This window comes from Nocardia miyunensis NBRC 108239, from assembly GCF_001613065.1.
GTDB lineage: Bacteria > Actinomycetota > Actinomycetes > Mycobacteriales > Mycobacteriaceae > Nocardia > Nocardia miyunensis.
In genome coordinates, this window is record NZ_BDBQ01000058.1 from 16,402 (window position 1) to 31,594 (window position 15,193).

Sequence of the window (15,193 nt, forward strand, 5' to 3'; positions counted from 1 at the left end):
CATCGTCGCCGCTATGGGGTGACGATGTTGAAGTTCGGATCGGGTGTGTCCAGTACGGCGGTCAGCCGACCCAGCTTGGCCGGGTCTCCGGCCACCGTGATCTGGCCTGCCTGTATGGCCGCGGTCAGGTCCTGGCCTCCGGCGAGGACCGCGATGAGGGTCTGGCGGGTCAGGGTGAAAGTGGCATCCGGTGCGGGGCCGGAGAAGTCCGGCGGGACCACATGGTGCACCAGTACCCCGTTGCGGAGTTCGGCGCGGTAGGTGGTGTTCTCGTCGGTGACGACCCAGTCGTTCACCAAGTGCAGGTCCCACGCCCGGGGGCCGTTGACCAGAAAGGCCGCGGCGTCGAAGACCTGGTCGACCGACAGCGCGGCCGCCATCGACGGCGATGTTGTCCTGGTCGGGGTGCCGAAGTTGCCGTGCCGCAGTTCGTAGGCGCCCGAGAGGTAGAAGTTGCGCCAGGTACCGCTCTCGCTGCCGTAGCCCAGCTGATCGAACGCGTCGGCTTGCAGCGCCTTGGCCTCGACGTTGTCCGGGTCGGCGAAAACCAGGTGGCCGAGCAGCTCGACAGCCCACCGGTAATCGCCCTCGTCGTAGGCGTTGCGTGCCTTCGCCAGCAGAACGTCCGCGCCGCCGATCGCATCGACGTATCGCTTGCCCGCCTCGACCGGCGGATGCTGCCACAGATGCGCGGGATTGCCGTCGAACCAGCCCATGTACCGCTGGTAGATCGCCTTCACGTCGTGGCTGACCGAGCCGTAGTAGCCGTGCGTGTGCCAGGTCTTCTCCAGTGCGGGTGGCATCCGGAGCATTTCGGCGATCTCGATGCCGGTGTAGCCCCGGTTGAGCAGGCGCAGCGTCTGGTCGTGTAGGTAGGCGTACGTATCGCGTTGCAGCGCAAGCCATTCGGTGACCTTTTCGGTACCCCACATGGGCCAGTGGTGTGAGGCGAATGCGACGTCGGTCTTGTCGGCGAACAGGGTGATCGACTCGGTCAGATATTGCGACCAGACGTGTGCGTCGCGCACGACCGCGCCGCGCAGGGTCAGGATGTTGTGCAGGGTGTGCGTGGCGTTCTCGGCCATGCACAACGCGCGGTGATCGGGGAAGTAGAAGTTCATCTCCGAGGGCGCTTCGGTGCCCGGGGTCATCTGGAACACGATCCGCACCCCGTCGATCACCTCCTCCTGCCCGGTTTCGGTGATGTCCTTCGTCGGCGGGATGAGGCTGACGGTGCCGGTCGAGGTGGTCATGCCGAGTCCGGCGCTGATCTGTCCCCGCGGGCTGCGGGGCAGCGCCGCGCCGTACATGTAGGCCGCGCGGCGGGCCATCGCGGTGCCCGCGAACACGTTCTCCGCCACCGCGTGCTCGACGAACCCCGCGGGCGCCAGCACCGGAACCCGGCCTGCCGCAACGTCTTCGACGGTGGTTACGCCCATGACGCCGCCGAAGTGATCGACATGCGAATGGGTGTAGATCACGCCGGTGACCGGCCGATCACCGCGCTGCTGCCGGTACAACTCCAATCCGGCCTTCGCCGTCTCGGTCGAGATCAGCGGATCGATCACGATCACGCCGGTATCGCCCTCGACCAGCGTCATATTGGACAGATCCAGACCACGGATCTGATAGAAACCGGGCGCGACCTCGTACAGGCCCTGCTTGATCATCAGCTGTGCCTGCCGCCACAGGCTCGGATGCACCGAGTTGGGACAGGTGCCCTGAATGTACGAGAAGGAATCGTTGTCCCACACCACTGCGCCGTCCGCGTCGGTGACCACACCCGGTTTCAACTCGACGAGGAACCCGCGGTCCGCATCGGCGAAATCGGTGGTATCCGACTGCGGCAACGACTGCGCCGCTTGCTTCAGCCACTTCTCGGTGTGATCGGTCGGATCGGCCTGCTGAACTCCGCTGCCCATTGTTGCTCCTGTCCTAGAGCGAAAAGGTCTATGCGAAATCACATACTCGGCGGCGCCACCGATTCAATCGGTATCGGTCACGGGGCATGCGCCGACGGTCCGGCGGGCCATTATCGGGAGCGCCCACTTGCCGATCAACCGAAGCGTTCCGCCAGCATAACCACATCCCGTGCACCCGAGGCAATACCTGGAGCCCGCAATCGCATCCCGTCGGTCTCGCAGGTATCAATTCAGTAGCTAACTACTGGCAATCGTATATTTCATGGTGTGGCAATGTAGAGTCCGCCCCGCCCTAGATGGCCGAGGGGACCTCGCGGAGACGGGCTGCACTACGCTGAAGAGTCAGAAATCGTACCGGTCAACGCCGTCCGGTGTTTTCCGGAGAAAATTATACTCGCCGTTTTAGCGCATTCGAAGAATTCTCCGGTTCGGAGTTGAGGGGCATAATTACCATCTGCGAGAAAATTCAATAAAGTGACACTAGCATTAATTGTGCAAATGGACGGATATTTTGTCCGAACAGGTACATGGCAACTGTCGGTCTCGGCCGCGCAACGCGGCCGAGACCTCCCATGAAGCTGTTCCCTGTCCGTTCCGACGTCACGTCGGGCAGCCGACGACGCGCTGAAAAAACGGAGCGTCGACAGGCTCAGGCGACGACGTTCACCAGGCGGCCGGGGACGACGATGACCTTGCGCGGCGTCTTGCCGTTCAGGAACTCCAGGAGTTTTTCATCGGCCAGGGCGGCGGTTTCGACCGCTGCGGTGTCGGCGTCGGCGGGGACGCTGACTCGGCTGCGGACCTTGCCGTTGACCTGGATGGGGTACTCGACCGAATCCTCCACCAGGAGTGCGGGATCCGCGACCGGGAAGGGGCCGTGGGCCAGGGCGGTGGTGTGGCCCAGGCGTTCCCAGAGTTCCTCGGCGATGTGCGGGGCCATCGGAGCCAGCATCAGGACCAGGGGTTCGACCACCGAACGGGGTGCGCCCTCGGGGTGGTTCTTGGTCAGGAAGTTGGTCAGCTCGATCAGCTTCGCGCCCGCGGTGTTGTCGCGCAGGTTGGCGTAGTCGTCACCAGCATCGGCAATCGTCTTGTGCAGCAGGCGAAGTGCCTCGGGCGCGGGTTCGGCGTCGGTGACGCGCGGTGCGCCGGACTCCTCGTCGACCACCAGCCGCCAGATGCGCTGCAGGAAGCGATGCGCGCCGACGACGTCCTTGGTCGCCCACGGACGCGAGGTGTCCAGCGGGCCCATCGACATCTCGTAGAACCGGAAGGTGTCCGCGCCGTACAGATCGCACATCTCGTCGGGGGAGATGGCGTTCTTCAGCGACTTGCCGATCTTGCCGTACTCCTGGAAGACCCTCTCCTCGACGCCGGAAGCGTTGGTCCAGAAGAACTTTCCGTCCCGCTCGACGACCTCCGCGGCGGGGATGTACGTGCCGCGTTCGTCGGTGTACGCGAAGGCCTGGATATAGCCCTGGTTGAACAGCCGCCGATACGGTTCGGGCCCGGATACCTCACCCAGGTCGAACAGCACCTTCTGCCAGAACCGCGAGTACAGCAGGTGCAGCACGGCGTGTTCCACGCCGCCGACGTACAGATCCACCCCGCCCGGGTCGTTCGCGCCGTGTTCGGCCGGTCGCGGGCCCACCCAGTAGTGCTCGTTCTCGGGTGCGCAGAAGGCCTCCGCGTTGGTCGGATCGATGTAGCGCAGCTGGTACCAGGAGCTTCCGGCCCACTGCGGCATCACGTTGGTGTCGCGGCGGTACTTCTTGCGCCCGTCGCCCAGATCCAGTTCGACCTCGACCCATTCGGTGGCCTTGGCCAGCGGCGGGGAGGGCTCGGAGTCGGCGTCGTCCGGGTCGAAGGTGACGGGGGCGAAGTCCTTCACCTCCGGCAGTTCCACCGGCAGCATCGAATCCGGCAGCGCGTGCGCCTGGCCGTTCTCGTCGTAGACGATCGGGAAGGGCTCGCCCCAGTACCGCTGCCGCGCGAACAGCCAGTCGCGCAGCTTGTACTGGATGGTGCCGCGGCCGTGGCCGTCGGCCTCCAGCCGCTCGACGACCTTCGCCTTGGCGGCCTCGGTCTCCAGGCCGTCCAGGTAGCCGGAGTTCACCAGCGTGCCCTCGCCGGTGTACGCGGCCTGTGAAACATCCCCGCCCGCAACGACTTCCACGATCGGCAAGCCGAAGGCGGTGGCGAAATCCCAGTCCCGCGGGTCGTGTCCGGGCACGGCCATGATCGCGCCGGTGCCGTAACCGCTGAGCACGTAGTCGGCGATGAAGACCGGCACCTGCGCGCCGTTCACCGGATTGACCGCGTGCGCGCCCAGGAAGACGCCGGTCTTCTCCTTGTTCTCCTGCCGCTCCAGATCCGTCTTGGCCGCGATCGACTTGCGATAGGCCGCAACGGCTTCGGCGGGGGTCGAGGCGTCGAAGGTCCAGCGCGGGTCCACGTCGTCGGGCCACCGCTCGGCAACCAGCCGGTCCACCAGCTCGTGCTCCGGGGCCAGCACGACATACGTCGCGCCGAACAGCGTGTCGGGGCGGGTGGTGAAGACCTCGATGGTCTCCCCGTCTACCTCGAACCGCACCTGCGCACCGCGCGAACGCCCGATCCAGTTGCGCTGCATGGCCTTGACGTTCTCGGGCCAGTCCAGCAGGTCCAGATCGTCGACCAGTCGATCGGAATACGCGGTGATGCGCATCATCCACTGCCGCAGACGCTTACGGAACACCGGGAAGTTGCCGCGGTCGCTGCGGCCGTCGGCGGTGACCTCCTCGTTGGCCAGCACCGTGCCAAGCCCCGGGCACCAGTTGACCATCGAATCGGACTGGTACACCAGGCGATACGAGTCCACCACGGCGGCGCGCTCGGTCGCGGACAGCTCGGCCCAGACCTTGCCGTCCTCGGGAGTCCTTGCGCCGCTGTCGAATTCGGCGATCAGCTGATCGATCGGACGCGCCTTGCCCAGATCCGTGTCGTACCAGGCGTTGTAGATGCGCAGGAAGATCCACTGCGTCCACTTGTAGAACTCGGGATCGGTGGTGGCGAACGAGCGCCGCCGGTCGTGCCCCAGGCCCAGCCGGTCCAGCTGACGCTGCATGGTCGCGATATTCGACTCGGTGGTCACCCGCGGATGCGCGCCGGTCTGCACCGCGTACTGCTCGGCGGGCAGCCCGAACGCGTCGTAACCCAGCGCGTGCAGCACGTTGCGGCCGGTCATGCGGTGATAGCGGGCGAACACGTCGGTCGCGATGTAACCCAGCGGATGCCCGACGTGCAGTCCCGCGCCGGAGGGATACGGGAACATGTCCTGGATGAACAGCTTGTCGGCGGGGATCGCACCGCTGAGCGGGCCGACCGGATTCGGCGCGTGGAACGTCCCGCGCTCCTGCCACACCTGCTGCCATTTGCGCTCGATACGTGCGGCGAGGTCGGCGTTGTAGCGGTGTGCGGGCACCTCGCCGATGCCCTCGCTCCGTCCGCTCACGGCCGCGTCGGTCGGTTCGGTTGCGCGAGTGTCCTGCACGATCCTGCCTTCTACTATTCGAGCTCCCCGGATTCCACGTTGCTCATCAGCGTAAAGCGTGCGCACGTCAGCGCCCAAAAAGCCCCCGCGTATCCGTCGGGGACGGCCGCGCCACGACAGTGCCGGGTATGTTCCGGCAACCGCGATCGGCTCGCGCGGCCGATCGACCGAAATGAACCGTTCGATACCCGACGGCGCGAGAATTCCCGCTCGCACCCGCTGCCAACTGCGAATTCACCGGGGATCGAGCATCGTGGACCGTCGAGCGGGCCGGAGGCTCGGGCCGTTTCGGCGGCGCCGACAGCCGGTTATCGGGGGATTTCCCGATTGGCGGATACCGCGATCGATCGGGTTCGGGCGGCCGGATGGCTCAGGCGGGCTACCTCGATGTGCGGGCGGATATCCAGCTGGGAAGACGACCCGAGTGCGGTTGTCCATTGGTCCGGATCACAGTACGGCGGGACTCGGTCGGCGGTGTCTCGGTGCGGCATATTCCGAGCGGGAGGGCGACCCGGGTGCGGTCGCCCGTGGCACGCATCACAACCGGGTGGGTCGAGCCGGGTTCGAATCCGGTACGCGAGTACCGTCGTCGGGGTGTTCGTGGTGGCGTTGATCCTGTTCGTGCTGGCGGCGGTGGCCGTCGTCACCGGGGTACTCGGGCTGACCGGCTCACTGCCCCCCAATCGATATTTCGGCGTGCACACCGAAGAGGCCGTGCGCACCGAGGAGGCGTACCTGCTCGCCAACAGGGTGGCCGCACCCACTTCGATCGGCGCGGGACTGCTGCTGATCGCGGGCGGCGTGGTCGCGCTGGTGGCCGGGCCGATCGCCGGAATCATCGCCGCGGTCGTCGCCGCGGTGATCGCGCTGTTCACCCTCGGCGCGGGCGTGAACGCCGCCGGACAGGCCATCGCCCGGCTGGCTCCCGCCCCCGAGGTCGGCAGCTGCGGCAATGCCTGCGGCGCGTGCTCGCTGCGGGACGCCTGCCAGCCCGCGAACTGAGCGGGCTCGACCGTGCTGAGCCGTACCGCATTCCTGTGCTCGATCGGAGTTGCTGAAACCGCGCGGCGGCTGAGCGGCATCCGATCGACATGGGCCGCATCGCATCAGCGGGTCGAGGGTCCGGCCCGTCTGGTGAGCGGCGTCCGATCGTGGTGAGTCGCCTCGCACCGCCGTGCCCGGCCGGGGCCGCGGATCCCGCCCCTCGACTGATCGGTACTCCATCGATATGAATTCCCCCAGGCTGACAGTGGGCTTCGACCTGGATATGACGCTGATCGATTCCCGGCCGGGGATCGGCGCCTGTTATCGGGCGCTGTCGGAGCGCACGGGTGTGGCGATCGACTGCGATCTGGTCGTCACGCGGCTCGGTCCGCCGCTCGAGGAGGAGATCGCGAACTGGTTCCCGGCCGACGACGTCGCGGCGATCGCCGAACTGTATCGCTCGATGTATCCCGAGCACGCCATCGCCGGGACGGTGATGATGCCGGGGGCGCGCCGGGCGGTCGAGGTCGTGCAGGCCGCCGGTGGACGCGCGGTCGTGGTCACCGCGAAATACGAGCCGAACGCGAAACTGCATCTGAAGCATCTGGGCATTCCCGCCGACGCGGTTGTCGGGAACCTGTGGGCCGAGGGCAAGGCCGCGGCGTTGCGTGAATACGAGGCGGATATCTACGTCGGCGACCACACCGGTGACGTGCGGGGTGCGCGGACCGCGGCGGCGTTGTCGGTCGCGGTGGCCACCGGCCCGTGCAGCGCCGAGGAACTGCGCGAAGCGGGTGCGGATGTGGTGCTCGGCGATCTCACCGAATTCGAGAGCTGGCTCGCCGCACACCTTTCGGGGCGGTAGACCGCACCCGGTCCGGCCGAGGCGTCGCGAACTCCGTGGCACCGGGGATCTGCGTGAACCCCCAGGCTCCGGGATCATGCCTGGGGGTTCGTAGCGAGCGTGATCAGCTGGTCTTGCGGCGGAACAGCGATCGGGACCAGAGGTAGCCGACGACGATGAAACCGGCGCACCACGCGACCGCGATGATGCCGTTGTCGCCGATCGGGGTCCCCATCAGCAGTCCGCGAATGGTTTCGGTCAGCGGGGTGAACGGCTGGTACTGCGCGAATTGCCGCACGCCGGCGGGCATCGTTCCGGTGGGGACCAGTCCGCTGCCCAGGAACGGCAGGAACAGGATCGGCATCGGGGTGTTGCTCGCGCTCTCCGGATTCGCCGCGGCCAGGCCGAAACCCACACCGAGCCAAGACAATCCGAAGATCGTCAGCGCGATCAGCCCGAACGCCAGCAGCCATTCCAGCACGGTGGCGTGCGAGCGGAAGCCGATCGCCACGCCCACGGCCACCATCAGCCCCACACCCAGCAGGCCCTGGATCAGGGTGCCGACGACCTGTCCGGTCAGGATCGAGGAGTGATCGATCGGCATGGTGCGGAAGCGGTTCACGATGCCCTTGGTCATATCCGAGGCCACCGAAACCGCTATGCCCGCAACGAGATAGGCCGGAATCATCAGCATCATGCCCGGCACGATGTAGTCGATGTACTTCGCGCCGCCGGTGGCCTTGCCCAGCGCGCCGCCGAAGACGTAGTTGAACAGCAGGAGCAGAATCACCGGCATGAGGATCACGCCGATCGTCATGCCCGGATATCGCTTGGCGTGCAACAGGTTACGGCGCAGCATGGTGGCTGAGTCGGCCAGCGGGTAGGTCAGGGTGCTCATCGTGCGGTTTCCTTTTCGGGAGCGGATTGTCCGGTGAGAGAGAGGAATACGTCGTCCAGGTCGGCGGTGTGCACCGACAGGGCCTCGGGTTCGATGTGGGCGTCGTCGAGTCGATCCAGCACGGCGCGGAGGGATTTCACCGATCCGTCGCTGGGCACCGCGAGGGTCAGCTCGTCGGCGACACCGCCCAGCAGATCGACGGCGACGCTCAGTTCGGATCGGTCGGCGAAGCTCAGGCGGATGTGTCCGCCCGGCACCAGCCGCTTGAGCTGATCCGGGGTGCCCTCGGCGACGATGCGGCCGTGGTCCAGCACCGCGATCCGATGCGCGAGATCGTCTGCCTCGTCCAGATATTGGGTGGTCAGGAAGATCGTGACCCCGTCCGCGACGAGTTCGCGGATGATGTCCCACATGGCGCGACGGCTCCGCGGGTCGAGGCCCGTGGTCGGCTCGTCCAGGAAGATGATGCGCGGCCCTCCGAGCAGCGTCATGGCCAGATCCAGGCGGCGGGTCATCCCGCCGGAGTAGCCCGAGGCGGTCTTGTCGGCCGAGTCCACCAGATCGAACCGCTCGAGCAGCCGCTGCGCGATGCGCCGATTCTCGGTGCGCGGCAGATGGTGCAGATCGCCCATCATCAGCAGGTTCTCCCGGCCGGTGAGCAGCTCGTCCACCGCGGAGAACTGCCCGGTGACGCCGATCGCCGAACGCACCTGTGCGGCATCGGCGGCGACGTCGTGGCCGCCGACCCGCGCCTGGCCGCCGTCGGCGCGGATCAGGGTGGACAGGATCTGCACGGTGGTGGTCTTGCCCGCGCCGTTGGGGCCGAGCAGGGAGAAGATCGTGCCCTGCGGCACGGTCAGGTCGATTCCGTCGAGCACGATCTGCTCGCCATAGGATTTCCGCAGGCCGGAGACCGAAATGGCCGGTGTGCGAGAGCTGTCGCTCATGGTTTCCTCTCATCTATTAATACGCATGAATGCATGCGTCGACTGAGCCGTGTCCGCTGTGATGCGCGGACAAGGGGGTGTGGTGTGCGGTTGTGCGGGGCGGGATCACCGCCCCGATGACGTCAGATGTCGAGATCTTCGATGTGCGGATGGTTGGCGATACCGGCCACCCGCTCGTAGATCGGGTCGGGGACCTTGCCCTTCAGCTCCTCGACCGAGTCGAAGATGTCCATCGTGAAATCGCCCCAGTCCGGATCGTTGACGCCGAGCATGCGCCGCCAGTTCGTCAGATCCTTGATCCAGTTGGTGTCGGTGGGGTACTCCGACCACTTGGAGCCCTGCGTGTGCAGGACGATCTTGCCCTTGCGACTGCGGTAGATTCGGATGCGCTCGAAGGCGTCGTCGGTGTACTCGTGGGCCTCGGTGAGCAGCGAACCGGAGAAACGCACCTGGCGAGCGCCGTTGTGGCCGACGCGCAGCACGATCTCCTCGAAGCCCGCCTGACGTCCCTCCTCGAGCTCGATGAACCGGCGCAACGCCGTCACGATCGCGCCCGACAGGTTGCCGCCGACCAGCTCTTGTGCGCGCTGGAACAGGGGGAGGTCGTCGTCGGAGACGTATACGGTCTTGTTGGGCATGACCCCCACTATACGTAGACGTATACATACACACAAGGCTCTGGGTGGGCGATTCTCGAAACACGACTGAACCGCCCGCGCTCTTGCTTCGTAGTTCGGGGTGAGCGAGGCTGATCGCCCGCTCGGCGCACAGCAGGAAGGAGCGCCGATGTCTGCGACAGCCGTGGGATATCTGGTGCGGGCCGTCGCGGCCCTGGGCGTGCGACATGTCTTCGGTGTCGACGGGGCCAATATCGAGGATCTCTACGACGCGATCTTCGAATCCTCCGGCGAGGTGACCGGGGTGGTGGCCAAACACGAGTTCTCCGCCGCGACCATGGCCGACGGGTATGCGCGGGTCACCGCGGGTCTCGGCGTCGTGGCGGCCACCTCCGGCGGCGGGGCGATGAACCTCGTTGCGGGGCTGGCGGAATCGTTCACCTCGCGGGTGCCGGTGCTGGCGCTGGTGGGGCAGCCGCCGACCGACCAGGAGGGCGCGGGGGCGTTTCAGGATTCCAGCGGAAAAGCCGGGACCATCGATGCCGCACAGCTTTTCGATCAGGTGTCGAGGTATTGCGGCAGGGTGGAGTCGGCTCGGACGTTACCCGCGCATCTGGCGCGTGCGGTCGAGGCCGCGCGGAGTGGCGGACCGGCGGTGTTGCTGCTGCCCAAGGATGTTCAGCGCGCCTCGATGGAATCCGTTCCGGCCTTTCGGCCTGACCCGCTGGTGCGGATACGGGACGAGGCCGGGTTGGCCCGGGTGCGCGATGCGCTGCGGACCGCGCGGGACACCGGCAAGATCACCGTGATCGCGGGCGATCAGGTTGCTCGTGACGACGCGCGGGACGGATTGCGGCGGCTGGTCGCGGCGCTGGACGCCGCTGTCGGCGTGGCGCCGGACGCCAAGGACGTATACCCCTGGGACGGGCCCGGATTCTGCGGGGTGGCCGGGACCATGGGGCATCCGGAACTGCTGGACGCGGCTCGCGGTAGTGCGCTGTGCCTGCTGGTCGGTACCCGGATGCCGGTGACCGCGCGCGCCGGGTTGGAGTCGGCGCTGTCCGGGACGGTGGTGGCCGCGGTGGGTGCGGAGCGACCGTATCCGGACGCCGTCCATGCCACCAGTACGAACCTGGGCGCCGACCTCGCCGAGCTGGCAGCGGATTTCGAGAGTTCCGCGTCGTTGCCGGAGGTTTCGCCGCTGCCGGTGACGCCGCCCGCCGAGCCGTCACTCACCACGCTGTCGGTGCCCGAGGCCACCGGTCCCGGGCTGCGCTATCGCGAGATCGTCGAAATCATCGGCGCCGCACTCGAACCCGGTACCGATGTGTTCGCCGACGCCGGTAACACCGGAGCCGCGGTGGTGCATCATCTGCGGCTGCCGCGCGCTGGGCGGTTCGTGGTCGCGCTGGGCATGGGCGGGATGGGGTACGCGTTCGGAGCCGCGATCGGCTGCGCGTTCGCCCGCGCCCGGCGCGCGGTCGTGATCGCGGGCGACGGCGCGTTCTTCATGCACGGCACGGAGATTCACACCGCGATTCAGTATCGGCTGCCGGTGACGTTCGTGGTGTTCAACAACAACGCGCACGCCATGTGCGTCACGCGGGAGCAGCTCTATTACGGAGACCGATACAGCTTCAACAGATTCCAGCCCTCGGCTCTGGGCGAGGGCGTCGCGGCGATGTTTCCCGGCCTGCCCGCGTATTCGCCGCGCACCATCGAGGAGCTGGAGGACGCACTGCGCGCCTGCGTGAAAACCACCGGCCCGTCATTCATTTCGATCGACTGTGATCCCGACGAGATACCCCCGTTCAGTCCGTTCCTGTCCGTACCGAGGAGGCATTCGTGACCACCAGCCCCCTGCCCGCACTCAGCGATATCCCGGATCGCGAGATCCCGGGGATACTCCGCATCGAGAATTCCGATCGCGAGGAGACCACGCCGATCATCATGGACATGCTCCGGTCGGTCTATCCGCACGACCAGATCTTCGGGCAGTTCTGCCCGGTCCAGTCCTATATCGACGCGCCGCCGCGCGAGGTGTTCGAATACCTCGCCGATACCCGCAGCCTGGAGGAATGGACCTACAGCCTGCGTGGATTCACCGAGACCGAGGAGCCCGGACTGTGGCTGGCCAACGATCGGCTGGGTCCGGAGACCGAGATCTACACCCGCACGGTGGCGAACGCCGACGCGATGACGGTCGACTATCACTGCGCCTGGGATCAGGGCAAGCACCTGTGGATGATCTATCTGATGCGCGTGGTGGACGCGCAGGTGGTGTTCGACAAGCCGGGTTCGGTTGTGCTGTGGGTGAATTGCCGTCATCCGTTCTACGACGAGAATCCCTATCCCGAGGCCGCGCCGCCGAAACGTCCGGTGTGGGTGGGTGATTTCTGGGAGATGTTCTCCGCCGGGCATCAGCTCGAACTCGACAATCTCAAGGCGATCTGCGAATACCGTGCCGCGCACGGGCTTCCGATCAAACCCGACTGGATGAAGTGAGGCTTTCGATGGAATCGACCGACCCCGGACTCGCGCCGGTCAGCCTGATCGATGTGGCGAGCTATCTGCCCGGTGAGCCGGTGGGCACGGAGTATTTCACCCCGTACATGCGCTCGGCGCGGATGGCGAAGAACGTCATGTTCCGCTCCCCCGCGACGCGACATCACGTCGACCGTGAGGAGACCGCGATGGACATGGTGGCCAAGGCCGTCGAACCACTGGTGGAACGTCATGGGGCACAGGCGATCTCCGATGTCGATGTGCTGCTGACGCATACTCAGCTGCCGTACAACCCGATCGTCGGCTGCGGCCCGGAGGTCGCGCGGCGGCTCGGCATGCGGCCCTCGACGGTGCTGGACATCCAGAACAGCGGCTGCGCGGCCTTCGTGTACATGATGCAGCTGGCGCGAATGATCCTGCGTACCACCGACGCTCGGTCCGCGCTGATCGCCACGATCCAGAATTCGGCCGGGGCGGTGTTCACCCAGCCCGATATCCGTAAGCTCGCCCAGGCGCCGGTGCCCGGTGACGGTTGCGGCGTCGGATTGCTCGTTCGCAACGACGACGCGCCGATTCTGGACGTCGAGACGCGCACGTATCCGGAGTTCGCCGGGGATATGGATTTCAACACCGGCTCCGAGCGCAAATGGTGGGAGCCCGGCGAGGGACAGCCCTGCGTGAGCTTCACCGAATCCAAGATCACCAAGGTCTTCGCCCGGGGCAATCGCCTCGTGCCCGAGGTCGCCCTGGCCGTCTGCGACCGCATCGGGGTGAAGGGCCGCGATATCGACACCTTCGTCACCAACCAGCCCAACCGCCTGTTCCTGCGCAACTGGCACGACGCCCTGGAACTGCCGGCCGAACGTCATCCCGACACCTTCGACCGCTGCGGAAACCTTTTCGCCGCAGGCATTCCCGTCACCCTCGACATCGAGAACCAGGCGGGCCGCCTGCGCAACGGATCGATAGTCCTGATGTCCGCCTTCGCCCACGCCGGTGATTTCGCCGGGGCCGCGGCGGTGCGCTGGGGTGCCGCGCGATGAGCGTCGACCGCGCCGAGAGTCTGCCGCGACCGCCCGGGCTGCCGGGGTGCGCCGGGGTCGGCCGGTCGGTGAATGTGGCGGCGCAGGTCGCGTTCGCCCAGGTCCGTAGTTCGGTCGGGGTTGTTCACGGAGGAGAGGTGCGATGAGTACTCCGACTGCTGGGGATGGTATGCGGCCGTTGGTGATACGCGGCGGCGGGAGTTCGGAATGGCCGGTGCGGCACAGGGCTCGGGCCGTGGTCGGGCACGGAGAGGGGGCGCACGGGCGGGGCACCGGGGTTGGGCGGTTCGATCTGACGTTGAGTGAGAACCCTTTTCCGCCCTTGCCTTCGGTGTTGGAGGCAGTGAATTCCGTTCTCGCGCATGCGAATCGGTATCCGGAGTTCTTGCCCGATCGGCTGCCGCGGCTGATCGCGGACCGGGTGGGGGTCGATGCCGATCAGGTGGTGGTCGGCGCGGGGGCTACGGGCGTGATTCTGCAGATCATGCAGACGCTGGCCGGGCCGGCGCGGGGGATGGTGTTCGCCTCGCCGACCTTCGACGGGTATCCGATCATGGCGGCCATGGCGGGGCTGGAAACTTTCGCGGTGCCGCTGGACTCGTCCGGTCGGCAGGATCTGTGGGAGATGTCACGCGCGATCGACGAGCGGACGGCGCTGGTGGTGGTGTGCCGCCCGCACAATCCGACCGGGACCGTGCCCGCTGCCAGTGAGTTGAAGGCGTTCCTGTTCGGTGTGCCCCGGCATGTTCCGGTGATCCTGGACGAGGCGTATGTCGAATTCCTGAGCGTCGAGGAGATGCTGGATCCGCTCGAGCTCGTCGCGCGATATCCGAATCTGCTGATCGTACGGACGTTCTCGAAGGCGTACGGGCTGGCCGGACTGCGGATCGGTTACGCGTTCGGGCATCGGGATCTGGTGCGCCGGGTGCGTCGGCTGCAATTGCCGTTCGGGACGCCGGATACGGCGACCGCCGCCGTGGCGGCGTCCTATGCCGCGGCGACGGAGTTGAGCGAGCGGGTCCTGCGGATCACCGTCGGGCGTGAGATGCTGCGAACGACCTTGCGTCGCAGTGGTATTCGCGTCCCGCGCAGTCGCGCGAACTTCCTGTACCTGCCCGGACCGGGCATGGTCGAGACGCTGGCTCGCGCGGGGATCGCGGCGAAGGGCTATCCCGATGGCAGCGCGCGCATCGCCGTGGGTGATGCGGTCGCGGATCGGGCGGTGGAGCGAGCGCTGTGCGGTCCGGCGCTGGTCCGGGCCGAGCGGGCGGGCCATGAATCCGGTGTGTGGTCGCTGACGGCTCCGGCCGATCCCGGGCGGGCCCGGACCTCTTGAATCTAGCGACGCTAGACAACCTAGCTGCGCACTGTTATCTTTGCTTCAATACCTAGCGTTGCTAGATAGGAAGTGGGAGATTTCGATGCTCAGCACAACAGCCCAGGTCCTGGCCACGATTGCCGTACTCGGCAACGGCGTCGTCTACGGCACGGACGTCCTCGCCGGGATGGTCATGCGATCGGTCTACCGACAGCTCGACGACGAGACGATGACCGTCAGCGCAGGCTGGGGGCACTACTTCGCCGACCGCCGGATGCCCTTCGTCGGCGCCACCGGGATGATCGCCACCGTGCTCACCCTCGTGTTCGCCGCCGTCGCGGGACGCGCGGGCGGCGCGATTGCCGCCGCGACAGCCCTTGTCGCCCTGCTGATCTGGGGCGGCATCTACCTGCGCATCGCCAAACCGATCAACACCGCCCAGACCGCCGCCGCCCGGACCGGCGTCATCCCGGACAACGCCCGTGCACTGCAGGATTCCTGGGATGCCGTCGCCGGGTACCGAATCGCGTTGCAGGGCATCGTGATAGCTGCCCTGTGTGCCGCGATCGCCCTGCTCTGAGCG

12 protein-coding genes are annotated in these 15,193 nt (G+C 66.7%); 7 read left to right on the forward strand and 5 right to left on the reverse strand.

Annotation, left to right across the window (positions count from 1 at the left end; all coding sequences use genetic code 11):
- Positions 1–11: 11 nt before the first annotated feature.
- Both NM2_RS25255 and leuS read right to left on the reverse strand, forming a co-directional pair.
- Positions 12–1,922 carry an alkyl/aryl-sulfatase gene (locus tag NM2_RS25255; RefSeq protein ID WP_067673528.1) on the reverse strand — a complete coding sequence of 637 codons (1,911 nt, stop codon included), beginning with the start codon at positions 1,920–1,922 and terminating at the stop codon, positions 12–14.
- A gap of 649 nt (positions 1,923–2,571) precedes the next feature.
- On the reverse strand, positions 2,572–5,415 hold the full coding sequence (gene leuS, locus NM2_RS25260; RefSeq protein WP_067673621.1) for a leucine--tRNA ligase: 2,844 nt from the start codon (positions 5,413–5,415) through the stop codon (positions 2,572–2,574).
- Between the two features lie 633 nt (positions 5,416–6,048).
- On the opposite strand from leuS, the gene NM2_RS25265 reads away from it, so the two are divergent.
- Positions 6,049–6,456, forward strand: coding sequence for an SdpI family protein (locus tag NM2_RS25265; RefSeq protein ID WP_067673530.1), 408 nt, complete (start codon positions 6,049–6,051; stop codon positions 6,454–6,456).
- A 226-nt stretch (positions 6,457–6,682) separates the two neighbouring features.
- A complete protein-coding gene (locus NM2_RS25270; protein WP_067673532.1) occupies positions 6,683–7,303 on the forward strand; it encodes an HAD family hydrolase in 621 nt (206 codons plus the stop codon).
- A gap of 103 nt (positions 7,304–7,406) precedes the next feature.
- Here NM2_RS25270 and NM2_RS25275 read toward each other — a convergent pair whose 3' ends face one another.
- From NM2_RS25275 to NM2_RS25285, 3 genes are all read right to left on the reverse strand, one after another.
- A complete protein-coding gene (locus NM2_RS25275; protein ID WP_067673534.1) occupies positions 7,407–8,180 on the reverse strand; it encodes an ABC transporter permease in 774 nt (257 codons plus the stop codon).
- On the reverse strand, positions 8,177–9,127 hold the full coding sequence (locus NM2_RS25280) for an ATP-binding cassette domain-containing protein (RefSeq protein ID WP_067673536.1): 951 nt from the start codon (positions 9,125–9,127) through the stop codon (positions 8,177–8,179). Before NM2_RS25280 ends, NM2_RS25275 begins: the two co-directional genes overlap by 4 nt.
- Positions 9,128–9,249: 122 nt before the next feature.
- Positions 9,250–9,765, reverse strand: a complete 516-nt coding sequence (locus NM2_RS25285; RefSeq protein WP_067673539.1) for an EXLDI protein — start codon at positions 9,763–9,765, stop codon at positions 9,250–9,252.
- Between the two features lie 148 nt (positions 9,766–9,913).
- Here NM2_RS25285 and NM2_RS25290 point away from each other — a divergent pair, with 148 nt between their 5' ends.
- The 5 genes from NM2_RS25290 to NM2_RS25310 all read left to right on the forward strand — a co-directional run bounded on the left by NM2_RS25290 (position 9,914) and on the right by NM2_RS25310 (position 15,190).
- On the forward strand, positions 9,914–11,593 hold the full coding sequence (locus NM2_RS25290; protein WP_067673623.1) for a thiamine pyrophosphate-binding protein: 1,680 nt from the start codon (positions 9,914–9,916) through the stop codon (positions 11,591–11,593).
- Complete coding sequence (locus NM2_RS25295) at positions 11,590–12,249, forward strand: DUF8713 domain-containing protein (protein WP_067673541.1); 660 nt, start codon at positions 11,590–11,592, stop codon at positions 12,247–12,249. Before NM2_RS25290 ends, NM2_RS25295 begins: the two co-directional genes overlap by 4 nt.
- Positions 12,250–12,257: 8 nt before the next feature.
- Positions 12,258–13,292, forward strand: coding sequence for a 3-oxoacyl-ACP synthase III family protein (locus NM2_RS25300; RefSeq protein WP_067673545.1), 1,035 nt, complete (start codon positions 12,258–12,260; stop codon positions 13,290–13,292).
- A gap of 343 nt (positions 13,293–13,635) precedes the next feature.
- On the forward strand, positions 13,636–14,628 hold the full coding sequence (locus NM2_RS25305) for an aminotransferase class I/II-fold pyridoxal phosphate-dependent enzyme (RefSeq protein ID WP_245718211.1): 993 nt from the start codon (positions 13,636–13,638) through the stop codon (positions 14,626–14,628).
- A gap of 85 nt (positions 14,629–14,713) precedes the next feature.
- On the forward strand, positions 14,714–15,190 hold the full coding sequence (locus NM2_RS25310; protein WP_067673546.1) for a DUF1772 domain-containing protein: 477 nt from the start codon (positions 14,714–14,716) through the stop codon (positions 15,188–15,190).
- The last annotated feature ends 3 nt before the right edge of the window (positions 15,191–15,193 follow it).